Raw genomic sequence first — 23087 nt, 5'->3', positions numbered from 1 at the left:
CCGAGGGGAAGGGGAGCCGTGATCCTCGCCATCACCCACGCCGGAGACGAGCACGCGCCTCTCGTCCTGGACGCCCTCGCCCGGCAGGGCGCGGCCGCGACGGTCCTCGACCTCGCGGACCTGCCGGTGCGCGGGCGGGTGGTGGCGGGGTACGGCCCCGACGCGCGTCCGCTGGAGCTGCGTCTCGGCGCGACCACCCTCGTCCGAGCGGACGAGGTGACCGCCGTCTGGTGGCGCCGCCCGCGCCCGTTCACGCCGGCGCCCGGGCTCGGCCTCGCCCACGCCGACTTCGCGGTGCGCCAGACCGGCGAGGCGGTGATGGGCTTCCTCGCGTCGCTCCGCGCGACGTTCGTGAACGCGCCCACCGCGGACGAGGCCGCCGGCCACAAGCCGTACCAGCTCGCGCTCGCGTCGGCCGCCGGCCTCGCGGTCCCGCGGACGCTCGTGACGAGCGATCCCGACGAGGCGCGCGCGTTCCTCGCGTCGCTCGGCGACGGCGGCGCGATCCACAAGCCGCTCCTCGCCACCGAGGCGCACGCGCGCCCGACCCGCCGGGTCTTCCCGGCCGACCTCGCGAGGCTCGACGCCGTCCGCCTCGCGCCGGTGCTCTTCCAGGAGCGGATCCCGGGCGTGGACGTCCGGGTGACCGCGGTGGGCGAAGAGCTGTTCGCGGCGGAGATCGACGCGCGGGAGACGGCGTCGCCGGACGACTTCCGTGACGCCTACGCCTGCTGCCGCGTGAACGCCTGCGCGCTCCCCCCCGCGATTGCGTCGGGCCTGCGGAGCCTCATGCGCGACCTGGGACTCCTCTACGGCGCGATCGACCTCCGCCGCCGCGACGACGGCGCCTGGTTCTTCCTCGAGGTGAACCCCGGCGGCCAGTGGTTCTTCGTGGAGCAGCGGACGGGGCAGCCGATCACCGCGGCGCTGGCGGCCTTGCTGGCAGGGGATGCGTGAGCCACGTACCGCGAACGAGCCCCCTCACCCTGGCCCTCTCCCCCGGTGGGGGAGAGGGAAGATTCCATGGTGGTCCACGGTAACGGTCCATCGCCGAACGGTGAGGGTGGTCTTTGGAGACCACCGGTCGGTGATCTTGGAAGACCGTCTTCCCTCTCCCCCGCGCGGCTTCATGCGTGGGGGAGAGGGTAGGGTGAGGGGGCGTTCGCCGACGGTGAACGCTCCCTTCCGCGGCGCCATCCACCCCAGGGTTTTCCCGATAGTCCAGGGCCTGCCCGACCCACCCCGCCCACCCTCGACCCGGCGGGAAACCCGGGTTACTTTCCGTACATGCAACCGGTGGAGGCCCGCATCCGCGCCGCGCTCGCTGTGGCCGACCACCGGGCCGCCGCCTCCGAGGTCATCCGTGGCTACGGCCCCCGCGTGCTCGGCTACCTCCACCGTGTCCTCGGCGACAGCGACGACGCAAGCGACGCCTTCTCCCTCTTCGCCGAGCAGGTCTGGCGCGGCATCCCCGGCTTCGAGCAGCGCTCGTCGGCGAAGACGTGGGCCTTCAAGGCGGCCTGGAGCGCCGCGATGAAGGTGAGGGACGACGCCTGGCGTCGTCTCGGCCGGCGGCTCGACTCGAGCGAGGCGAGCCGGCTCGCCGACGAGGTGCGGACGCACACCGCCGTCCGCCTGGAGCGGCAGCGCGCGGAGCTCGAGGCGCTCAAGGCCGAGCTCTCGATGCAGGACCAGACGCTGCTCGTCCTGCGCGTCGACCAGCAGCTCTCCTGGGACGAGGTGGCGGACGTGCTGTCGTCCGGGGGCGCTCCGGTCGATCCCGCGACGCTGCGGAAGCGCTACGAGCGCATCAAGGCCCGGCTCGCCGAGCTGGTCCGCGCGCGACGCTCGGACGACGATCTCCCGAGCTGACCTCCGTGCGGCCGCAAGGTCGCGCAGCGGCTCGTGTTCAGGCCGTCGCGGTCCATCGGGTTAACCCCTATTGTCACATCCCCCCGCCGCGGCGTTCCATGGAAGCGGGATGCTTGGTGGGTGTCCCTGAACAGGCTGGGGGGTGGGGAGGAGGCGCTGCTCTCGCGAGGGCTCCTCCTCCCCCTGTTCATCCGCGGCGGTCACGCGTACTGCGCGACGCCGTTCCCGAACGACCAGTTCTCCTTCGCCACCTCGACGAGCGAGACCAGCACGTCCTCGCGCCGGACCCCGCGCTCCGCGAGCAGGTCCGCGATGCGCGCATAGAGCGCCTTCTTCATCTCGATCGTTCGACCGGCGTTGAGCGTGATCTGGACGATGACGATCCCGTCGCCGCGAGCGATCTCCAGGTAGGACGGGTCGTAGACGATCGCGTCCGCCGGACGCTCGACGATGATCTGGAACCGATCCTTGGGCGGAACGTTGATGGTCTCCACCATCGCGCGGTGGACCGCGTCACCGATGGCGGCGCGGTCGGCGGCGGTGCGGCCGGGCTTCAGGTCGATGCGAACGAGGGGCATGGGGTCCTCCGGGGAAGGAGGAGAATCTAGGAGCGGCCGCGCGAACCGCGCCCGGCTCGACGAGGCGCCGGGCCGATGCCGCCCGGCCGGCCGGTGCCAGCCTGCGGATGCATGCCCAGGGTGGAGCCAGGAGGCCGCACCATGGGCGAGAGCCGCGACGCGAACGATCCTCGCGATCTCATGCGGGCCATGGACAAGGAGACCCGGGCCGAGTTCGAGGAGGCCGAGATGTCGGACACCGGCGGCCAGGAGCACGCGACCCGCGAGGATCGGGGCCAGCCGGAGCGCCGGGCGGAGGAGCGGAAGCGCCCGGGCCAGATCGCCCGCGCGACCGCAGCGCCGGACGACTCCGAGGCGCGCGTCCCGAAGGGCGACGTGGCGACCGGCGCGGACCGAGATCCGGGCGGCTCCGGCGACCGGGGCTGACGACCCGGGAACCGCAGCGCTCATCGAAGGGCGACCGTCGGTCGCACCTCACGCTACGGAGCGGGCACCGGCGTCTGCTGATGGACGGCGAGCTTCCAGGCGCCGTCCTCCTCGACGTAGACGCTCGTGACGAGCGCGGCGTACGGCGCCTGGCCCTCGCGCCGCGCGAGCGCGCGATACGTCAGGACCGCCGTGCTCTCGGAGAGCCGCACGGCGCGCCGGTCCTCCAGCGCCCAGGAGGTCCACGGCTTGGTGGTCGCGACCGCGCCGATGGCCCCATCGCGGTCGAGCACGCGCGCCGGGTGCGGGAACACCATCACCGCGTTCGCGGCGAGCGCGCGGCGGTAGAACTCCGGATCCCCCGCCGACGCCCAGAACCGGTCCTCCAGATCGACCAGCCGCCTCGTGAGCTCCATGGGGCCTCCACGCCGGCACGCGGCCCGGCACCGGATCGAGGTATCACCGCGGCGCGTCGCGCGCAGCGCTCTCGGGCGGGGACCCCCGGGGGAAGGCCGGCCGGCTGTCGCAGGCCGCCCCGGCGTGTTAAGACCCCCGGTCCGCCATGAGCCAGCACGAGATCGCCCGCCGGCGCACCTTCGCCATCATCTCTCACCCCGACGCGGGCAAGACGACCCTCACGGAGAAGCTCCTCCTGTACGGCGGCGTGATCCAGCTCGCCGGCGCCGTCAAGGCGAAGCGTGGCCGGGCGAGCGCGGTCTCCGACTGGATGGAGATGGAGCGCGAGCGCGGCATCTCCATCACGACCTCCGTCCTCCAGTTCCCGTATCGCGGCTTCGCGTTGAACCTGCTCGACACGCCCGGCCACGCCGACTTCAGCGAGGACACCTACCGGACGCTCCACGCCGTCGACGGCGCGGTGATGCTCCTCGACCGCGCCAAGGGCGTCGAGGCGCAGACGCGCAAGCTCTTCCGCGTCTGCAAGCAGCGGGCGATCCCGATCTTCTCGTTCGTGAACAAGATGGACCGCGCCGGCCGCGATCCGTTCGACCTCATCGGCGAGGTCGAGAGCGTGCTCGGCATCGGCGTCTTCCCCGTCACCTGGCCCATCTTCCGCGGCGGCGTCTTCCGCGGCGTGTGGCACCGGCTCGCGAGGCGCGTCTACCTCTTCGACGCGGGCCACGCCGCGTCGTCGGCGGGCCTCGGCGCGGAGCGGCCGCCGGTCGAGGTGGCGGGGATCGACGATCCGCTCGTCCGCGCCGAGCTGGACGACGAGGGCTACGAGCGGCTCAAGCACGACGCCGAGCTGCTCGAGCTCGCGGGAGACGGCTTCGACCGCGAGAAGTTCCTCGAGGGCGCGCTCTCGCCCCTCTTCTTCGGGAGCGCCATCAACAACTTCGGTCTCGAGGCGTTCCTCGAGTCGTTCTGCGAGCTGATGCCCCCGCCCCGCCCGCGCGCGACCGACCAGGGGCCGGTCGAGCCCGCCCGCGACGAGTTCAGCGGGTTCGTGTTCAAGATCCAGGCGAACATGGACAAGGCGCACCGCGACCGCGTGGCCTTCGTCCGGATCTGCTCGGGGAAGATGACGCGCGGGATGAAGGTCACGCACGTCCGGACAGGCAAGGAGATCCGGCTCGCGAACCCGTCCACGTTCATGGCCCGCGATCGGACCGTCGTGGACGAGAGCTTCCCGGGCGACGTGGTCGGCGTGCACGACCCGGGGACGTTCGAGATCGGCGACACGCTCACCGGCGGCTCGACGTTCTCGTTCGAGCCCATCCCGAGCTTCGCGCCCGAGCACTTCGCGCGGCTCGTGATGGTGGACCCGCTCAAGCGGAAGCAGTTCGCCCGCGGCATCGAGCAGCTCGCGCAGGAGGGGACGATCCAGCTCTATCACCCGCCCGCGGGCCGCGCGGGCGACCTCGTCCTCGGCGCCCTCGGGCAGCTCCAGTTCGAGGTGGTGAAGTACCGCCTCGAGTCCGAGTACGGCGCGCAGGTGCGGCTCGAGCCGGTCCCGTGGCAGCTCGCGCGCTGGCCGGCGCGGGCGGACGGCGCTCCGCTCGACCTCGACGCGCTCTCGGACGCGGTCGAGGGGATGGTCGTGCTCGACGTGCGCGACCGTCCGGTGGTGCTCTTCGACCGCGCCTGGGCGCTGCAGACCGCGGAGCGGCTGCACCCCGAGTACGTGTTCGGGGAGACGGCGACCGGGGTCGTCGTCCGCGCCGCCTAGCGGCCGGTCAGGGTCGCGGGCGCCCGACCCTCGTCTAGCCGCGCTTCCGCGCGGGCAGCACGTCCTTCAGGATCTCCCGCGCCGACCGGATCATCTCCTCGGTCGTCTCCCACGAGACGCACGCGTCCGTGACCGAGACGCCGTACTTCAGCTGGGACTTGTCCGGCGGCAGGATGGGCTGGCTGCCGGCGCCGATGAAGCTCTCCACCATGAGCCCCACGACGGACCGGTTCCCCTCGCGGATCTGGTGGACGACGTCCTTCATGACGAGCGGCTGCAGGTCGTGCTTCTTCCACGAGTTCGCGTGGGAGCAGTCGACCACGATGTTCTGCGGGAGCTTCGCCTTCGAGAGCGCCTGCTCCGCGAGCGAGATCGACACGGTGTCGTAGTTCGGCCGCCCGCCGCCGCCGCGGAGCACCACGTGTCCGTAGCGGTTCCCGCGGGTGCGGATGATGGCCGTGCGCCCCTGGTCGTTGATGCCGAGGAACGCGTGCGCGCCGCGCGAGGAGAGGATCGCGTTCACGGCAGCGTCCACGTCGCCGTCGGTGCCGTTCTTGAACCCGACCGGCGTGGAGAGGCCGGAGGCCATCTCCCGGTGCGTCTGCGACTCCGAGGTGCGCGCGCCGATGGCGGTCCAGGCGACCAGGTCGCCGTAGAAGTGCGGCGCGATCGGATCGAGCGCCTCGGTGCCGGCGGGGATGCCGAGCTCGTTGACGGAGAGCAGGAACCGGCGGGCCTCGAGCATGCCCTCGTCGATCCGGAACGAGTCGTCCATCCGCGGGTCGTTGATGAAGCCCTTCCACCCGAGCGAGGTGCGCGGCTTCTCGAAGTAGACACGCATCACGAGGTGGATCGTGTCGGCCACCTCGTCGGAGAGCGCGCGGAGCCGGCGAGCGTAGTCGAGACCGGCGACGGGATCGTGCATCGAGCACGGGCCGACGACGACGAAGAGCCGCGGGTCGCGACCGTCGAGGATCGCCTCGATGGTGCGGCGGCTCTGGACGACGGTGCGCGCCGCGCTCTCGGTGAGCGGGGCCTTGGCCTTCACCTCGTCCGGCGAAGGCATGAGGTCGAAGGCGGCGACGTTCAGGTTCTCGGTCTTCTGCATCCCGTGGTCCGTCCGGCGAGGGTGGGCCCACCGGAATAGCTCATCTCGGGCCGGCTTGCACCCCGCGTCCGCGTCGTCCCCGACTCCAGAGTCAGCGGGCGGCGCCGGCGGGAGGCCGCGGCTCGGTCCCCGGAGCGGCGCGGTCGAGCCCGACGTCCTGCCAGGACGTCGGATCCTCGAGCGCCTCGAGGTGCGTGATCACGTTGCAGTTCGGGACGACGGCGCGGATGCCGCTCTCGATGTCCTCGAGGAGCGCGTGGCCGCGGGAGACCGTCCAGATCCCCGGGACGAGCACGTGGAGCGACACGAACCGGCGGGGGCCCGCCTGCCGCGTGCGCAGCGCGTGGAACTGGACGTGCTCGGTCCCCTCGTACCGCGCGAGGACCTGCCGGAGCGCTTCCTGCTCCTGCCCCGGCAGCGCGCGGTCGAGCAGGCCGCGGGCCGAGCGGCGGAGGATCTGGACGCCGGTCCAGACGATGTTCACCGCCACCGCGATGGCGATGATCGGGTCGAGCCGCTGCCACCCGGTGAGCGCCACCGCGCCGATCCCGACCAGCACGCCGGCGCTGGTCCAGACGTCGGTCATGAGGTGATGCGCGTCCGCCTCGAGCGCGATCGAGTGGTGGCGGCGGCCCGCCTTGAGCAGCACCCGCGCGACGCCGAGGTTCACGAGCGACGCGCCGGTCGACACGACGAGGCCCAGGCCAGCCTGCTCGATGGGGCGCGGCGCGAGGAGGCGGGCGATCGCCGTCCAGGCGATGGCGACCGCGGCGAGCAGGATGAGGGCGCCCTCGGCGCCGCTCGCGAAGTACTCCGCCTTGCCGTAGCCGTACGCGTGCTCCTCGTCCTCGGGGCGCGCCGCCACGTTCAGCATCGTGAGCGTCAGCGTGGCCGCGACGAGGTTCACGATCGACTCGAGCGCGTCGGAGAGGAGGCCGACGGACCCGGTGAGCAGGTACGCGACGGTCTTCAGCGCGATCGTCACCACCGCCGCGGCGATGGACAGCCACGCGAAGCGGGCGAGGGACATGGGACGGGACGACATCGATCCCTCATTGCCGCGTCCGGGCAGGGTCGCGCAAGCCTCTTCTGATGGCCGCGCGCCCTGTCGCAGGCGCCGCTCGTCCCCGGGTCGGCCACCGCGTGGGGTCGCGGAGCCCCGGCGTCAGCCGCCCGGTTCTCGCGTGCTTCCGCTGGCACGGCCCCTGCTCCCCCACCTCGGCGGACCCCTGCAGCGCCCGGAGCCGGACCATGAGCCAGGTGCTCCTCGTCGAAGACGACCCCATCGTCCGGCACGCCTACACCAAGGTGCTCCGGTCCGGTGGGCTCGCGCTCGAGACCGCCTGCGACGGCGAGGAGGCGCTCGAGAAGGTCCGCGGCGGCGGCTTCGACGCCGTGGTCTCGGACATCAACATGCCCCGGCTCTCCGGGATCGAGTTCCTCCGGCGCCTCCGGGAGCTGTCGCTCGACGTGCCGGTCGTGCTCGTGACCGGCGGCCCCGCCATCGAGACCGCGGTGCGCGCCGTCGAGTACGGCGCGTTCCGGTACCTGACGAAGCCGGTGGACATCGAGGCGCTGCTCGACGCCGTGAACCGCGCGGTGCAGGCCGGCGCCGAGCGACGGCGCCGGCCCGCGCCCGCGGCCGCCGACGGGACCACGCTCGACGGCGCGATCGACCGCCTCTGGATGGCCTTCCAGCCCATCGTCTCCTGGAGCGCCGGGACGGTGTTCGGGTACGAGGCGCTGGTCCGGTCCGACGCTGCGGGGCTCCGGGACGCCAGCGCGATCCTCGCGGCCGCGGAGCGGAGCGGGCGGCTGCGCGACCTCGGCCGCGCCATCCGCGCGCGCGTCGCCGCCGCCGCACCGGGCGCGCCCGACGGCAAGCTCCTCTTCGTGAACCTCCACGCGAGCGACCTCGCCGACGAGGCGCTCTACGAGGCGTCCGCGCCGCTCTCGGTCCACGCGCGGCGCGTGGTGCTCGAGATCACCGAGCGCGCGGCGCTCGAGGGCATCGATGCGCTCGCCGAGCGGCTCGCGGCGCTCCGCGCGCTGGGGTACCGGCTCGCGGTGGACGACCTCGGCGCGGGCTACTCCGGCCTGGCGAGCTTCCCCGCGCTCCAGCCCGAGGTCGTGAAGATCGATCTCTCGCTCGTCCGCGGCATCGACCGGAGCCCGCTGCAGCAGCGCGTCGTGCGGTCCGTGACGGAGCTCGGCCGCGAGCTCGGCGCACGCGTCGTGTGCGAGGGGATCGAGGCCGCCGCCGAGCGCGACGCGCTCGTCGCGCTCGGCTGCGATCTCCTCCAGGGCTATCTGTTCGCGCGGCCCGAACGGGTCTTCTCGACGCCCGTGCTCTGAAGAGGGAGAGACCGCCTTCCGGGGCGGGTCACCTCGGGGCGCCTGGAAAATCCAAAAGCCTGACGGGCACGTGCGCTGCCGCGGCATAAAGCCGCGGGTCCTCAAGGTTTGATCGGGATCATGTCGCAGGGTAATGTACGCCCGCCCTGCAGGAACGGATGCGTTCCTGCGGCCCGCGCGTTGATCAGGCGCAACCGCGCACGACGTTCAAGTCGCGGTCGCAGCCTGGGCGGGCAACCGAGCGCCGGGACGTCCCGGCGTCGAGAGGAACACGGATGAACGAAGCTGGACCTTCGCAGCACCGCCGGAGCCGGAACCGCTCCGGCAGCGCTCGCGCCGCGATCACCCTCGCGGTCGTCGCGCTCGCGACGGCGATCGCGGGCTGCCAGCGCGACGAGGTGAGCCACTTCCGCGTCCCGAAGGCGACGGGGACGGGGCTCGCGGCCGCCGCGCCGATGGGGGCGATGGGCGGCCCCGGCCCCATGACGGGCGCGGACCCGGGACAGGGGCCGATGGGCGGCGGGATGGAGGGCGACGTCGCTCCGCCGCCGGCCCCCGAGGGCGGCGGGCTGCGCTGGTCGCTCCCGAAGGGCTGGTCCGAGACGAAGGGCGGCGGGCCCATGCGGTTCGCCACCATGCGGCCGACCGGGGCGGGGAAGGCCGAGGTCAGCGTGATCGTGCTCCCCGGTCCGGCGGGCGGCGAGCTCGCCAACGTGAACCGCTGGCGGAACCAGATCGGGCTCGCGCCGCTCGCCGACGCGGACCTCCCCGCCCTGCGCAAGACGGTGAAGGCGAAGGTCGGCCCCATCTCGGTCTACGACTTCACGTCCGACGGCCAGAAGAAGAGCCGCGTGGTCGCCGGCCTCACCGAGAATGCCGGCAGCACGTGGTTCGTCAAGCTGTCCGGGGACGCCGAGGCCGTGTCGGCCGCGCGCCCCGCGTTCATGAGCCTCCTGGAGAGCCTGCGTTCCGATGCCGACGCCAAGTGATGCCCGCCACAAGTTGTGGGACGCCGTCACGTCCCTGAAGCTCACCATCCTCTGCATGGGCGCGCTGATGGTGCTGGTGGTGTCCTGCACGCTCGCGCAGGTCCACCTCGGCACGTTCGGCGCGGTCGACGTCTACATGCGGCGGTGGCTCGTCTGGTGGGACGTCCCCGGCTCCCCCTGGTCGTTCCCCGTGTTCCCCGGCGGCGCGCTGGTCGGTGCGCTGCTCGCGGTGAACCTCGCCGCGGCGCAGTTCCGCCGCCTCGAGCTCTCCTGGAAGAAGGCCGGCCTCTGGATCGTCCACGCCGGGCTCATCCTGCTCGTCGTCGGCGAGTTCGTGACCGGCATGTACCAGGTCGAGACCCAGATGGCGATCGAGGAGGGCGCGACGACGAACTTCATCGAGAGCCCGCGCCAGACCGAGCTCGCGATCGTCGACACGACCGACCCCGCCGCGGACGACGTCTACAGCATCCCGGAGTCCCTCCTCGCCCACGCGGGGCAGATCCCGATCCCGGGCACGCCGGTCACCCTGAACGTCCGCCGGTATTACAGGAACGCGTCCATCGCGATGCGCCAGCCCACCGACCCGCCCGCGCTCGTCACGGCCGGCACCTTCACGAACGTCACGGTGCGCGAGGCACCGCCGGTCTCACGGGACGAGGAGATGAACGCGACGACGGCGCTCGTGGAGCCCATGGCCGGCGGCCGGAGCTACGGCACGTGGCTGGTGTCCGCGCAGCTCGGCGCGCCGCAGTCGTTCACGCACGAGGGCCGCACCTACCAGCTCGCGATCCGGCCCCGGCGCATCTACCTGCCGTACACGGTGACGCTGAAGAAGTTCCGGCACGACGTGTACCCGGGCACGAGCATCCCGAAGAACTTCTCGAGCCTCGTCCACCTGTCGAACCCGGCGAAGGGCGAGGAGCGGGACGTGCTCATCTTCATGAACCAGCCGCTGCGGTACGACGGCAAGGCGTTCTACCAGGCGAGCTTCGGCAAGAACGACACGCTGTCGATCCTGCAGGTGGTGCAGAACCCCGGCTGGCTCCTGCCGTACGTCTCGTGCGTGCTCGTCACCATCGGGCTCCTCGTCCACTTCGCGATCACCCTTCGACGTTCGGTGCGGCGGCAGGCGGAGGCCCACGAGGGCACCGCCGGCGCGGCCGCGGTGGAGGCGTAGATGAAGACCAAGGCCACCCGGCTCGCGTTCTGGGGCGCTGCGATCCTCGCGCTCGTCGGCGCGGCGGTGATGCTCGTCCCGCAGGGCAAGGTCCGCGGCTTCGACGTCGACACCTTCGGGCACCTCCCGGTGCTCGAGGGCGGGCGCGTGAAGCCCGTCGACACCGTGGCGCGGAACGCGCTCCTCATGATCCGCAGCCAGCAGGAGTTCCGGCACGAGGGGAAGACCGTCGTCGCCGACGAGTGGCTCCTCGACGTGCTCTTCCGGCCCGAGGTCGCGGATCAGCAGAAGGCGTTCGTCATCAACGACCCCGACGTGCTCGGGATGATGGGGGTCCAGCAGAGCGCGGACCGCTACTTCTCCTTCAAGGTCCTCCAGCCTCATCTCGACGAGATCCAGCGGCAGGGCGAGGCGGCGCAGATGAAGGAGGCCAAGGAGCGGAGCCGGTTCGAGGGCGCCATCGCGAACCTGTACGAGCGCGTCTACCTGTACGTGCGGCTCAAGAACACCGTCCAGCTCGAGCAGACGCCCGGGCTCGCGTTCGAGCTCGCCTCGCTCGGGACCCCGAGCTCCGCCCAGCGCCGCGCCGTGATCTCGCAGGCCGCCTACTTCCGGCCGTTCGTCACGGCGGGCACGACCAACGAGGCGTGGCGGAACGCGGGCGAGGCGCTCGACGACGCCGCCCGGGGCCGCCAGAACCCCCAGCTCGGCGCGTGGGCTCGGATGTCCGTCGCGTACCGGGCGGGCGACGCCGCGAGCTTCAACCAGGCGGCGCACGACGCCCTCGCGGCGGCCGGTGCGGTCCAGGCGGACCTCGTCGCGCAGACGGGGCACGAGCTCGTCTTCAACCGCGCCCAGCCCTTCTACGTCGGCATGGTGCTCTACGTCCTCGCCCTCCTGGCGGTGTTCGTCTCCTGGATCTGGAAGCCCGGGTGGACCCGGCCGGCGGGGTACGGCTTCCTCGTCGCGGGCGCGCTCGTACACACCGCGGGGCTCGTCTCCCGCGTGATCCTCCAGGGGCGGCCGCCGGTCACGAACCTCTACTCGTCGGCGGTGTTCGTGGGCTGGGGCGCCGTCATCCTGGGCGTCATCCTCGAGCGGATGTACCGCAAGGGGTTCGGCACCGCGGTCGCCGCGGCGGCAGGGTTCGCGTCGCTCATCGTCGCGCACCACCTCACCGGCGACGGCGACACGATGGAGATGATGCGCGCGGTGCTGGACTCGAACTTCTGGCTCGGCACGCACGTCGTCACGATCACCATCGGCTACAGCGGTACGTTCCTCGCGGGCGCGCTCGCCATCGGCTGGACGATCCGCCGGCACCTGTCGCGCGGCGGGGGCGACGAGGCCACGTCGAAGGCGATCATGGGGATGACCTACGGGGTCATCTGCTTCGCGCTCTTCTTCAGCTTCATCGGCACGGTGCTCGGCGGCATCTGGGCCGACCAGTCCTGGGGCCGGTTCTGGGGCTGGGATCCGAAGGAGAACGGGGCGCTGCTCATCGTCCTCTGGAACGCGATCATCCTGCACGCGCGCTGGGGCGGCTACGTCCGCGAGCGCGGCATCATGGCGATGGCGATCTTCGGCAACATCATCACGAGCCTGTCCTGGTTCGGCGTGAACATGCTCGGGGTCGGCCTCCACTCGTACGGCTTCATGGACAAGGCGTTCTGGGCGCTCGCCGGCTTCATCGCGTCGCAGCTCCTGATCATGGCGTTCACGCTCCTGCCGCCGCAGTTCTGGCGCGCCGGGGCGTTCTCCGGCGGAGCCTCGAAGCACGAGCCGGAGCCGGCGCCGGGGAAGTAGTCGCCGCGTCGTCGGCGTCGTACCGGAGGGGCGGCCGCACGGGGCCGCCCCTCTTCTCGTCTCCGCGCGAGCGCGTCCGGAAGCCGCGCGGCGGGGGCGGCCCGGTGCTATATCCTCCGCCCATGCCATTCGATCCTGCCCCTCCGTACCGTCAGCCCGCCGCTCGCACGGTGCTCGTCCGCGGCGCCTCCGACGTCGAGCGCGGCTTCATGGCCGCGGTCTACCGCTGGATGACCCTCGGCCTGGGCGTCACCGCGCTCCTCGCCGTGGCCGTCGCGAGCTCCCCGGACGCGATCCGGCTCGTGTTCGGGAACCGCATCCTCTTCTTCGGGCTCATCCTCGCCGAGCTCGGGCTCGTCATCGCCCTCTCGGCCGCGGTGAACCGCCTCTCCGCCGCCGCGGCCGGAGGCCTCTTCCTCGTCTACTCCGCCCTGAACGGCGTGACGCTCTCGATCGTGCTCCTCGCGTACACGGGGACCTCGGTCGCGCTCGCCTTCGGCGCCACCGCCGGCACCTTCGGCGTGATGAGCGTCTACGGGACCGTGACGAAGCGGGACCTCTCCTCCTGGTCGAGCTTCCTCTTCATGGGGCTCATCGGGATCGTCATCGCGAGCGTGGTGAACATCTTCCTGCGCTCCTCGATGATGTCGTTCGTCATCTCCTGCGCGGGCGTGCTGGTGTTCACCGGCCTCGCCGCCTACGACACGCAGAAGCTCCGCACCATCGCGCGGGCGGGCGGCGCGACCGGAGCCGTCGCGGTGAACGGCGCCCTCGCGCTCTACCTCGACTTCGTGAACCTGTTCCTGATGCTGCTCCGGCTCCTCGGCGGCCGCCGCGACTAGGGCAGGGGAGCAGCGGGGCGGTCGTCCTTCCGGGGCCGCGTCGTCCACCACGGGGCGGCGCGGCCCCACCCTTTTCCGGCGGGTCCCGCGCGCTTGTGGGCGCGGGTGGGGCGCGGTACCGTTCCGCGCTCGATGCGCCGCCGCTCCCTCGCACCGCTCGCAGCCGCCCTGCTCGCGCTCGCCGGGCCCGCGGCGCGCGGGCAGGACCTCGCAGGTGCGGCGGTCGGCGGCGGGACTCGCCGGACGATCGTCGTCGGCGCCGATCGCGACTACCCGCCCTACGAGTTCCTGGACCGGGACGGGAAGCCCGCCGGCTACAACGTCGAGCTCACCCGCGCGATCGCCGAGGTGATGGGGCTCGAGGTCGAGTTCCGCTTCGGCGACTGGTCGGAGATCCGCGCGGGGCTCGACGCCGGCCAGATCGACGTCCTCGAGGGCATCTCCTTCTCCGACGAGCGGGCGCGCACGCTCGACTTCTCCCCGCCGCACGCCATCGTCCACCACGCGATCTTCGCCCGGCGGGGGACGCCGCCGGTGGCGTCGCTCGAGGAGCTTCGCGGGAAGGAGGTCATCGTCTTTGGCGGCGGCATCATGGACGAGACGCTCACGCAGCGCGGCCTCGGCGCGACGCTCGTCCGGACCGGGACGCCCGCCGACGCGCTCCGGCTCCTCGCCTCCGGCGAGCACGACTACGTGGTGGTCGCGCTCCTGCCCGGGATCTGGATCACCCGGGAGCTGCAGCTCACCAACGTGGTCCCCGTCGCGCGCAGCATCGCCGCCGAGCGGTACGGCTTCGCGGTGCGCAAGGGGAACGGCGAGCTGCTCGCCAGGCTCGACGAGGGGCTCGCCATCCTCAAGAAGACCGGCCGCTACGAGGAGCTCCACCAGCGCTGGCTCGGGGTGCTCGAGCCGCAGGGTCTCTCCCTCGGGACCGTCGCGCGGTGGGCGACCCTGGTGCTCGTGCCGCTCCTCGCGATCCTCGCCGGGACGGTGCTCTGGTCGCGATCCCTGCAGCGGCAGGTGGCGGTCCGCACCGCGTCGCTCGCCCGCGAGGTGGCCGAGCGGAGGCGCGCGGTCGAGGAGCTCCGCCAGCACCAGCGGCAGCTCGTGCAGGCGGACAAGCTCGCGGCGCTCGGGGTCCTCGTCTCCGGCGTCGCCCACGAGATCAACAACCCCGTCGGCCTCGTGCTCCTCAACATGCCGCTCCTCAAGGAGACGTTCGGGGACCTCCTCTCCGAGCTCGACGCGCGGGGCGGGAACGAGGGCCTCACGATTGCGGGCCTGCCGTACGCGCGCCTCCGGGAGGAGCTCCCGGGCCTCCTCGACGAGATGCACGCCGGCGGACGCCGCATCAAGCGCATCGTCGACGACCTGAAGGACTTCGCCCGGCGCGAGGACGACCCGGCGCTCGAGCCGGTGGACCTGAACGACGTCGCCCGCGCGGCCGCGCGGCTGGTCGGGAACGCCATCCGCAACGCGACGGACCGGTTCGAGCTGGCCCTCGGGGACGGGCTCCCCCGCGTCCGCGTGAACTCGCAGCGGATCGAGCAGGTCGTGGTCAACCTGCTCCTCAACGCCTGCGAGGCGCTGCCCGACGCGAGCCACGGGATCCGCCTCTCGACGCGGCACGACGCGGAGCGCGGAGAGGTGCTGCTCGAGGTGCGCGACCAGGGCGTCGGCATCCCCCCCGAGCACCTGGCGCGCATCGAGGAGCCGTTCTTCACGACGAAGCGGACCGCGGGCGGGACCGGGCTCGGGCTCTCCGTGTCCGCCGGCATCGTGAAGGACCACGGCGGCACCCTCAGGTTCACATCCGAGGTGGGCGCCGGGACCGTCGCGACGATCGCGCTCCCCGCCCTCGCGCCCGCCGACGCGGAGGAGCGGAGGAGCGCGGGGTGAGCGAGGGGAGCGCGGCCGCGTTCGGGATCCTCCTCGTCGACGACGAGCCCGCCTGGCTCCGCTCGATGAGCCTCGCGCTCGAGCGGTCGGCCGGGCTCCGCCATGTCGTCACCTGCCAGGACCCGCGCAAGGTGATGGAGATCCTCGCGGGCGACGACATCGCGGTGGTCCTGCTGGACCTCACGATGCCGCACCTCTCCGGCGAGGACCTCCTCCCGAGGATCACCACCGAGCACCCGGACGTCGCCGTCATCGTGGTCTCGGGCCTGAACCAGGTCGAGACCGCCGTGCGGTGCATGAGGCTCGGCGCCTTCGACTACCACGTGAAGACCGAGGAGGAGGACCGGCTCATCGCCGGCGTCCTCCGCGCGCTCCGGATGCAGGAGCTGCAGCGCGAGAACGTGGAGGTCGCGACGCGCCTCCTCTCCGGCGAGCTGCGCCACCCGGAGGCGTTCGAGGGGATCGTCACCCAGGATTCGACGATGCGAACGCTCTTCGCGTACGTCGAGGCGGTGGCGAGGAGCCCGCAGCCGCTCCTCGTCACCGGCGAGAGCGGCGTCGGCAAGGAGCTCGTGGCGCGCGCGGCGCACCGGCTGTCGGGCTGCGCCGGGAAGCTCGTCGCGGTGAACGTCGCCGGGCTCGACGACGCGGTGTTCGCCGACACGCTCTTCGGACACGTCCGCGGCGCGTTCACCGGCGCCGACCAGCCGCGGCGCGGCATGGTGGAGGAGGCGGAGAACGGGACGCTCTTCCTCGACGAGATCGGCGACCTCTCGATCCCGTCGCAGGTGAAGCTGCTCCGGTTCCTCCAGGAGGGCGAGTTCTTCCCGCTCGGCGCCGACCGGCCGCGGAAGGTGCGGGCGCGGGTCATCGCGGCGACGCACCAGGACCTCGCCGCGAAGGAGCAGGCGGGCGCGTTCCGGCGCGACCTCTACTACCGGCTCCGGACGCACCGGGTCCGCGTCCCGCCGCTCCGCGAGCGCAAGGACGACATCCCGCTCCTGCTCGAGCACTTCCTCGAGGAGGCGGCCCGCTCGCTCGGGAAGAAGCGGCCGACGCCGCCGCGGCAGCTCGCGCAGCTGCTCCAGACGCACGACTTCCCCGGCAACGTCCGCGAGCTCCGGGCGATGGTCTTCGACGCGGTGTCGCTCCACAAGGACCGGGTCCTCTCCATGGACGCCTTCCTCGAGGCGATCGGCCGGGCCGGGGAGCCGCCGCCGGGCGAGGCGGCCTCCGACCGGAACCCGTTCGCGGGCGCGGAGCGGCTGCCCACGTTCGACGAGGCCCTCGAGCTGCTCGTGCGCGAGGCGATGACGCGCGCGGGCGGGAACCAGACGCTCGCGGCGCGGCTCATCGGCATCTCGCAGCCGGCGCTGTCGAAGCGGCTGAAGGCGTACCGGCGCTGAGCGGCGCGCAGCGTCCGCGTGAACGTCCGGTGACCTCTTCCGAACGGGCATTCCGCAGGGAATGATGATGCCCGCGGGAATGCCGGTTCCAACCCCGCGGGATCGCGGCGCTCCGCCGCGGATCGCGGGCGGCGCGATTCCCGCCGGAATACCCGTTCCGCGCGGCCCTGCGGCGCCGATGCGAGAGTCGCCCGCGTCGTCACGCCACTTTTTCGATCTCGCCGCTGCCCGGCCCGGCGGCACCGCGCGTGCTCAGGAAGAAGGCTCCAGAAAACGCCGGGTTCGTCGACCGGAAGCATCGACGAACGGCGGCGCGCCGCCGGGGAGCGCCCCCGGGAACAGGAGCCCACGTGAAGCGATTCGCTCGCAGCCTCTACCTGCAGGTGCTCGTCGCGGTGGCGCTCGGCGCCGTCCTCGGCCACCTCTACCCGTCCACCGGCGCAGCGATGAAGCCGCTCGGCGACGGCTTCATCAAGCTCGTGAAGATGCTCATCGCGCCGATCGTGTTCGCGACGGTGGTCACGGGCATCGCGAAGATGGGCGACCTGAAGAAGGTCGGCCGCGTGGGCCTGAAGGGCATCGTCTACTTCGAGCTCCTCACGACGGTGGCGCTCGTCATCGGGCTCATCGTCGCGAAGATCGCGTCGCCCGGCGCGGGCATGAACGTGAACCCGGCGACGCTCGACGCGAAGGCGGTCGCGACCTACACGACCGGCGCGCAGCAGCACGGGACGGTCGAGTTCCTCATGAACGTGATCCCGAAGGACGTCGCGGACGCGTTCGCGAAGGGCGACATCCTCCAGGTCCTCCTCTTCTCGATCCTGTTCGGCGTCGCGCTCGCGAGCATCGGGCCGGTCGGGAAGACGATCACGGAGTTCATCGACGGCCTCTCCTCGGTCCTGTTCAAGATCGTGAGCTACGTGATGAAGCTCGCGCCCATCGGCGCCTTCGGCGCGATGGCGTTCACGGTGGGTAAGTACGGCGTCGCGACGCTCCTCAGCCTGGGCAAGCTGATGGCCTGCTTCTACGCGACCTCCACGGTGTTCGTCATCGTCGTGCTCGGGTTCGTGATGCGGTCGTGCGGCCTCTCGATCCTCCGGTTCCTCCGCTACATCAAGGAGGAGATCTTCGTGGTCCTCGGCACGAGCTCCTCCGAGTCCGCGCTGCCGCTCATGATGCGGAAGATGGAGAAGCTCGGCTGCTCGAAGCCGGTCGTCGGCCTCGTCGTGCCGATGGGCTACTCCTTCAACCTCGACGGCACGTCGATCTACCTCACGCTGGCGACCATCTTCGTGGCGCAGGCGACCGGCACGCACCTCACGCTCGGGCAGGAGCTCGAGATCCTCGCGGTCCTCCTCCTCACCTCGAAGGGCGCGGCCGCGGTCACCGGCGGCGGGTTCATCACGCTCGCCGCCACGCTCTCCGTCGTCGGGAACATCCCGGTCGCCGGCCTCGCGCTGCTCCTCGGCGTGGACCGCTTCATGTCCGAGGCGCGCGCCATCACGAACCTCATCGGGAATGGCGTCGCGTCGGTCGCCGTTTCCCGCTGGGAGGGCGAGCTGAACGTCGAGCGGGCCCGCAGCGTCCTGGCGGGCGAGGTCGCCATCGACGACGAGGCCGAGCTGACGCCCGAGCCGATCCCCGTCCCGGCGATGCTCGACGACGCCGCCCTCAGCGCGGGCAAGTAGACCCCGACGAAGGAGCACGACGCACGATGAAGCGCCTGTTCACGATGCTGCAGCGGTTCTGGGCGGGTATCTCGGAGATCGACAGCCGCACGGCCTGCCGACCGAGCGAGAACCCGACCCGCAAGTAGGCAGGCCGACCCCCCTTCGGCTGGCCTTGCGCCGGTCCGGCTCCAAGCCGGGCCGGCGTTTTCCTTGGTCGAATAGGGCGCGACGCCGGTGCTCCCGTCGGCGGCGTGCGCGCCATGCCGGCGAGGGCGCGCAGGGCGCGGGAGCGCAGGAGCCGTTCCGCGGACGCCTGCGGGGCGCTCGTCGCGGCGGCCGAGAATCAGTTGGCGTCCAACGGGATCGCATCCCCGATGACCCCTGCGCGCCCCCCTGCGTGTGTGTAAGAATAGGGCAGCCGAGGAGTCCGCCATGAGGACCACGCTGAAGCTGGTCGTTACGCTGGCGCTGGCCACGCTCCTCGCTCCCGCGATCTCGAGGGCCCAGCAGGAAGAGTGGACCAGTGAGCCCGACGACACGGCCGCGAGCAAGGAGCCCACTGTCGCCGAGCCGAAGGAGACGCCACCCCCGCCGCCGGCCAAGATCCCCGCGCCGCCGCAGCAGCAGCAGCAGCAGGCTGCTGCGCCCGATGGGCAGTGGGTCTACACGTCCCAGTACGGCTGGGTCTGGATGCCGTATGACTCGTCGTACACGTACGTCCCGCCGGATGGTGGCGGCGGTTACCCGTACATGTACGTCTACTACCCGGTCTACGGCTGGTGCTGGGTCGGGGCGCCGTGGGTCTGGGGATACGGCCCGTGGCCGTATTTCGGAGTCTACGGAGCCGTCGGGTTCGCCTGGTACAACTACTACGCTCCGTACTACCACTACGGGCACGGGCACGGGTACACGTACCCGACGCGTCCATACCCTGGGCATCCGGTCCCCGGGCGTACGTACCCGACGCGCCCTTACCCGACGCGGCCGTACGCGACGCGTGCGCCGTTGCCAGGGAGCGCGCCTGTCTACCGCGGTCCCGTCGCCGTTCCGGGGTTCCGCGGAGGACCCGTGATGCGTCCGGTGCCTGGGGGCGGCGTCGGAGTCGGCGCTCCCCGCGGCGGCTTCGCCCCTCGCGGCGGCGCCGTCGGCCGCGGCGGCGGCGGCCACCGCTGATCCCCGTCCATGAAGGACGACGGGACCTCCGAGCCGGATCTCGCGACGGAGCCGCGGCTGCTCGGCGTCCTCGAGGAGCTGCGCGCGCGCGAGCCGATCTTCCATCGCCCCGAGCTCGGCACGACGCGCGCCGAGCTCGAGGCGCAGACGGGGGCGGACTTCTGGGAAGTGGGCGCCTCCGGGCGCCGGTACGGTCGCGCCTTCGTGCTCGCGACGGTCGAGGACCGCTGGTCGTGCCCGCACGACGATCCGTGGGAGACGAGCGAGTTCCACTGCCGGGAGCTCGGAGAATCCACGTACGCGCTCACCTACACGCTCCGTCAGCGCGAGCGCGTGACGCGCCGGCTGACGATCTGGCGGAAGGTGGACGGCGCCTGGAAGATCCTGTTCCACCAGGGGACCGTCGTCGCGGGGTGAGCGGCGGTCGGTCCGTTGCCACCGGCGGCGATGGGCCGGTCGGCGCGCGCAGACGAGGGGCCAGCACACAGGCTCTCGCCATGCGCGCAGAATCGCGAACCTGCGATCGCCGTAGCCCGCGAGTGAGTGCCCACCGGTAGCGTGGGCGCCCGCTCGTCGAGCGGTCAGCTTGCACTCCTCTCGTTCGAACGCTCGAAGCCGCAGCCGCCCGAGGCGCCTGCCCGGCTTGGAGGGGACTCATGTGGACTGCTCGATGCAATTCCAGGCGGAACGCCCATGCGCGCTTGCGGGCGCCGCTCCGCGCGCTGGTCGTCCTGCTCGCCATGCCGCTCGCGCCGGCTGCCGCCGGCTCGAACCACGATACGGGCATCCGCGCCGCCGCTCAGGGGATCGGTGATCCGCTCCCCGGGCTCACGGCCGAGGAGCTCGCGTTCTTCCAGGCCGGCCTGCAGGACTTCGTCGTCCGGGCATCCGTGCAGGGCGACGCGGTGATCCCGGGCACCGAGTCGGGCCTCGGGCCGCGCTTCAACCTCGACAGCTGCGCCGGGTGCCACGCGCAGCCCGCCGCCGGCGGGACCAGCCCCGCCGTGAACCCGCAGGTCGCGATGGCCTCCGCAGCCGGGGCGACGAACCGGGTCCCCTGGTTCGTCGCGCCGGACGGCCCGATCCGAGAGGCGCGATACGTCGCCCGGCCGGACGGGTCCCGCGACGGCTCGGTGGTGCAGATGTACGTCATCACCGGTCGGACCGACGCGCCCGGGTGCTCCCTCCGGCAGCCGGACTACGGCGCCGCCGGCGATCCCGTGACCGGTCAGGGCGGCGACCCGAACGTCATCTTCCGGATCCCCACGCCCGTCTTCGGGGGCGGGCTCATCGAGGCGATCCCCGACCAGGCGATCCTCGACAACATGCGCGCGAGAGCGTTCGCGAAGATGCTGCTCGGCATCTCCGGTCATCCGAACGTGAGCGGGAACGACGGGAGCATCACGCGCTTCGGCTGGAAGGCGCAGAACAAGTCGCTCCTGATGTTCGCGGGGGAGGCCTACAACGTCGAGCAGGGCGTCACGAACGCGCTCTTCGGGAACGAGCGGGAGGAGGACCCGGGCTGCGCCTTCAACCCGCTGCCCGAGGACTTCGCCTCGTTCGTGACGGATCCGGGCACGGCGCACGCCGGGATCACGAAGTTCGCGGCGTTCATGCGCTTCCTCGCGCCTCCGGCCCCCGCGCCGGACACGCCGGCGATCGTCCGCGGCCGTGCGGTCTTCGCGAGCACCGGGTGCGTGCTCTGCCACACGCCCACGCTGCGGACCGGCAAGGCGAGGACGGCGGCGCTCTCGGAGCAGCCGGTGAGCCTCTACTCCGACCTGCTCGTCCACGACATGGGCGTCGGGCTCGCGGACGGCGTCTCCCAGGGTACCGCCGGCCCCCGCGAGTTCCGCACCGCGCCGCTGTGGGGCCTCGGATACCGGATCTTCCTGCTTCACGACGGCCGGACGCGGGACCTCGGTGACGCCATCGAGGCGCACGCGAGCCCGGGCAGCGAGGCGAACGTGGTGGTCAGGCGCTACCGGCAGCTCGGGAGCGACGACCGGCAGGCCCTGGTCGCGTTCCTGCGGTCGCTGTGAGCGCCCTAGTCACCACGCGCGAGGTGGCGCCGCCGGAGGGCGCGTGCAGCGTGAGCGAGCACCCGAAGCTTGTCCGCGGCGACGGCCGCGGACGCGATCGGGTTGTCCGCGAAGGTCGCGAACCCGCAGTCCGGGTTGAGGAGCACGCGCTGCGCACCGAACAGCTGGACCGCGTGCTCGGCGCGGGCCAGGACGTCGTCCGCGACCTCGACCGTGGCGAGCTTCTGGTTCACGAGGCCGACTCCGATCCGCTTGTCGTCTGGCAGCCCCCGCAGCACCTCGAGCTCACCGGCGCGCGGAGTCGCGAGCTCGAGCAGGACGGTGCCTACCGGCGCGCGCGTCAGGAACGGCAAGAGCGGGCGGTAATCGCCGGCGAGCGCCACCCGCTCGTCCGGCGTCCAGTTGCCGCGGCAGATGTGCAGCGCGAGCCGTTCGCGCGGAAGGCCGCGGGTCAGCTCGGCGAGGAGGGCCTCGGCGAATCCCAGCTCGGCGTCGGGAGAGCCGCGCGCGTCCAGGACGCCGCACATGAACGTGCGGTTTCCCGTCACGCTGCCGCCGAAGACGACCTCCGACAGCACCGGCTCGTCGATCTGCACGAGCGCCGCGCCGGCAGCGAGGAGGAAGTGAATCTCCTCTCGCAACACGCGGACGACGTCCTTCGCGAGCGCCTCACGATCCGCGTAAGCCCGATCCGAGATGCACTCCATCCACATCGTGCGGGTGAGGAGGTAAGGCCCGGGCAAGGCGACCTTCACCGGCAGCACCGTCTGCGTCTTCGCGAACTCGAGCTCGTGGACGGCGAGCGGTCGGCTCCGCGAGAGCGGCCCGAGCACGGCCGGGTGGCGCACCTTCCCCGCCGGGACGTCGAGCGCGCGCAGCTCCCGCTCGAACTCGGCGGGATCGCTGACGTACGAGAGGAGATCGGTGATCGGGACGAGCTGGCAGTTGTCGAGCCGCGCGCCGATGAAGCTCGCGTAGTTGTCGCGTCGCTGCTCTCCGTCGGTCACGACGTCCACGCCCGCCGCGACCTGCGCCGCCACCGAGAGCTTCACCGCGTCGTCGGCCGTCTGCTCGAACTCGGCGTCGCCGAGCTTCCCCTCGAGGTGCGCGTGCAGCGCCTCCAGTAACCAGCGCGGGCGCGGCCAGCTGCCGACGCCCATCACCGACAGCGGCGCGACGGCCGGCGCTGGCGCAGGGGCCGGAAGCAGCTCGGGCACCTGCACCGGCCTGGCAGGGCGGACGGTGCCCACCCGGGTTGCCGGTGCCGTCGCAACGGGCGCCGGCGGGACGAACTTCCCCTTTGCGACGAGGAAGCTCGAGCCGCCGGCGCCGTCCTGTTGCGAGACGAGCTCGTTTCCCGTCATCCGGCACCAGGCCGGAAGGTCCACGCGCACCGACGATTCGGAGGACCTGATCTCCAGGAGCGCGCCGTCCGCCAGCGGATCGATGTGCTGCCGGATGAGGAGCAGGAGGCCGCTCCCGCAGTCGAGGCTCCCGCCGTCGAAGCTGGCCTGCGGCTGGTACGGGTGACGAGGTTCGGAGCTCATCATTTT

20 protein-coding genes are annotated in these 23087 nt (G+C 72.1%); 15 read left to right on the top strand and 5 right to left on the bottom strand.

The features are described from left to right. The first annotated feature begins 18 nt into the window (after positions 1-18). Both AMOR_RS00640 and AMOR_RS00635 read left to right on the top strand, forming a co-directional pair. Positions 19-957 (top strand): MvdC/MvdD family ATP grasp protein, encoded by a 939-nt coding sequence (locus tag AMOR_RS00640; protein WP_248357530.1) that lies wholly within the window; start codon positions 19-21, stop codon positions 955-957. Between the two features lie 330 nt (positions 958-1287). Further along, positions 1288-1872, top strand: a complete 585-nt coding sequence (locus AMOR_RS00635) for an RNA polymerase sigma factor (RefSeq protein ID WP_248357529.1) — start codon at positions 1288-1290, stop codon at positions 1870-1872. Between the two features lie 200 nt (positions 1873-2072). Here the strand turns inward: AMOR_RS00635 and AMOR_RS00630 are convergent, their stop codons facing one another. Beyond that, positions 2073-2450, bottom strand: coding sequence for a tautomerase family protein (locus AMOR_RS00630; protein ID WP_248357528.1), 378 nt, complete (start codon positions 2448-2450; stop codon positions 2073-2075). 141 nt (positions 2451-2591) lie between these two features. Between AMOR_RS00630 and AMOR_RS00625 the strand changes: the two genes are divergently transcribed. Continuing rightward, positions 2592-2876, top strand: a complete 285-nt coding sequence (locus AMOR_RS00625; RefSeq protein ID WP_248357527.1) for a hypothetical protein — start codon at positions 2592-2594, stop codon at positions 2874-2876. A gap of 53 nt (positions 2877-2929) precedes the next feature. Here AMOR_RS00625 and AMOR_RS00620 read toward each other — a convergent pair whose 3' ends face one another. Beyond that, positions 2930-3292 carry a nuclear transport factor 2 family protein gene (locus AMOR_RS00620; RefSeq protein ID WP_248357525.1) on the bottom strand — a complete coding sequence of 121 codons (363 nt, stop codon included), beginning with the start codon at positions 3290-3292 and terminating at the stop codon, positions 2930-2932. Between the two features lie 146 nt (positions 3293-3438). On the opposite strand from AMOR_RS00620, the gene AMOR_RS00615 reads away from it, so the two are divergent. After that, entirely contained in the window at positions 3439-5064 is a 1626-nt protein-coding gene (locus tag AMOR_RS00615) for a peptide chain release factor 3 (protein ID WP_248357523.1), read from the top strand. A 34-nt stretch (positions 5065-5098) separates the two neighbouring features. Here AMOR_RS00615 and AMOR_RS00610 read toward each other — a convergent pair whose 3' ends face one another. Beyond that, positions 5099-6172: a 3-deoxy-7-phosphoheptulonate synthase gene (locus AMOR_RS00610; protein ID WP_248357521.1), complete on the bottom strand. Its 1074-nt coding sequence runs from the start codon at positions 6170-6172 to the stop codon at positions 5099-5101. A gap of 91 nt (positions 6173-6263) precedes the next feature. Next, positions 6264-7217 (bottom strand): cation diffusion facilitator family transporter, encoded by a 954-nt coding sequence (locus AMOR_RS00605; RefSeq protein ID WP_248357519.1) that lies wholly within the window; start codon positions 7215-7217, stop codon positions 6264-6266. Positions 7218-7423: 206 nt separating this feature from the next. Here AMOR_RS00605 and AMOR_RS00600 point away from each other — a divergent pair, with 206 nt between their 5' ends. From AMOR_RS00600 to AMOR_RS00550, 11 genes are all read left to right on the top strand, one after another. Further along, positions 7424-8527: an EAL domain-containing response regulator gene (locus AMOR_RS00600; RefSeq protein WP_248357517.1), complete on the top strand. Its 1104-nt coding sequence runs from the start codon at positions 7424-7426 to the stop codon at positions 8525-8527. A gap of 275 nt (positions 8528-8802) precedes the next feature. After that, positions 8803-9516 (top strand): hypothetical protein, encoded by a 714-nt coding sequence (locus tag AMOR_RS00595; RefSeq protein WP_248357515.1) that lies wholly within the window; start codon positions 8803-8805, stop codon positions 9514-9516. Next, a complete protein-coding gene (locus AMOR_RS00590; RefSeq protein ID WP_248357513.1) occupies positions 9500-10696 on the top strand; it encodes a cytochrome c biogenesis protein ResB in 1197 nt (398 codons plus the stop codon). Before AMOR_RS00595 ends, AMOR_RS00590 begins: the two co-directional genes overlap by 17 nt. Next, entirely contained in the window at positions 10697-12502 is a 1806-nt protein-coding gene (locus AMOR_RS00585) for a cytochrome c biogenesis protein (RefSeq protein ID WP_248357511.1), read from the top strand. Positions 12503-12624: 122 nt separating this feature from the next. Then, the gene (locus AMOR_RS00580) at positions 12625-13344 is read left to right on the top strand and encodes a Bax inhibitor-1/YccA family protein (RefSeq protein WP_248357509.1); all 720 of its coding nucleotides are present in this window, start codon (positions 12625-12627) and stop codon (positions 13342-13344) included. Between the two features lie 132 nt (positions 13345-13476). Continuing rightward, positions 13477-15243, top strand: coding sequence for a transporter substrate-binding domain-containing protein (locus tag AMOR_RS00575; RefSeq protein ID WP_248357507.1), 1767 nt, complete (start codon positions 13477-13479; stop codon positions 15241-15243). Beyond that, positions 15240-16649: a sigma-54-dependent transcriptional regulator gene (locus AMOR_RS00570; protein ID WP_248357505.1), complete on the top strand. Its 1410-nt coding sequence runs from the start codon at positions 15240-15242 to the stop codon at positions 16647-16649. Before AMOR_RS00575 ends, AMOR_RS00570 begins: the two co-directional genes overlap by 4 nt. A gap of 350 nt (positions 16650-16999) precedes the next feature. Next, entirely contained in the window at positions 17000-18337 is a 1338-nt protein-coding gene (locus AMOR_RS00565; protein ID WP_248357503.1) for a dicarboxylate/amino acid:cation symporter, read from the top strand. Between the two features lie 414 nt (positions 18338-18751). After that, positions 18752-19492 carry a hypothetical protein gene (locus AMOR_RS00560; RefSeq protein WP_248357501.1) on the top strand — a complete coding sequence of 247 codons (741 nt, stop codon included), beginning with the start codon at positions 18752-18754 and terminating at the stop codon, positions 19490-19492. 9 nt (positions 19493-19501) lie between these two features. Beyond that, complete coding sequence (locus tag AMOR_RS00555; protein WP_248357499.1) at positions 19502-19909, top strand: nuclear transport factor 2 family protein; 408 nt, start codon at positions 19502-19504, stop codon at positions 19907-19909. A gap of 284 nt (positions 19910-20193) precedes the next feature. Next, positions 20194-21534: a di-heme oxidoredictase family protein gene (locus tag AMOR_RS00550; RefSeq protein ID WP_248357497.1), complete on the top strand. Its 1341-nt coding sequence runs from the start codon at positions 20194-20196 to the stop codon at positions 21532-21534. Positions 21535-21539: 5 nt separating this feature from the next. Here the strand turns inward: AMOR_RS00550 and AMOR_RS00545 are convergent, their stop codons facing one another. Continuing rightward, a complete protein-coding gene (locus AMOR_RS00545) occupies positions 21540-23081 on the bottom strand; it encodes a hypothetical protein (protein ID WP_248357495.1) in 1542 nt (513 codons plus the stop codon). Positions 23082-23087: the final 6 nt, after the last annotated feature.

Origin of the sequence: Anaeromyxobacter oryzae, from assembly GCF_023169945.1 — a bacterium.
Classification (GTDB): domain Bacteria; phylum Myxococcota; class Myxococcia; order Myxococcales; family Anaeromyxobacteraceae; genus Anaeromyxobacter; species Anaeromyxobacter oryzae.
The sequence above is the reverse complement of the archived record's forward strand: the minus strand, read 5'-3'. Positions and strand labels throughout refer to the sequence as shown.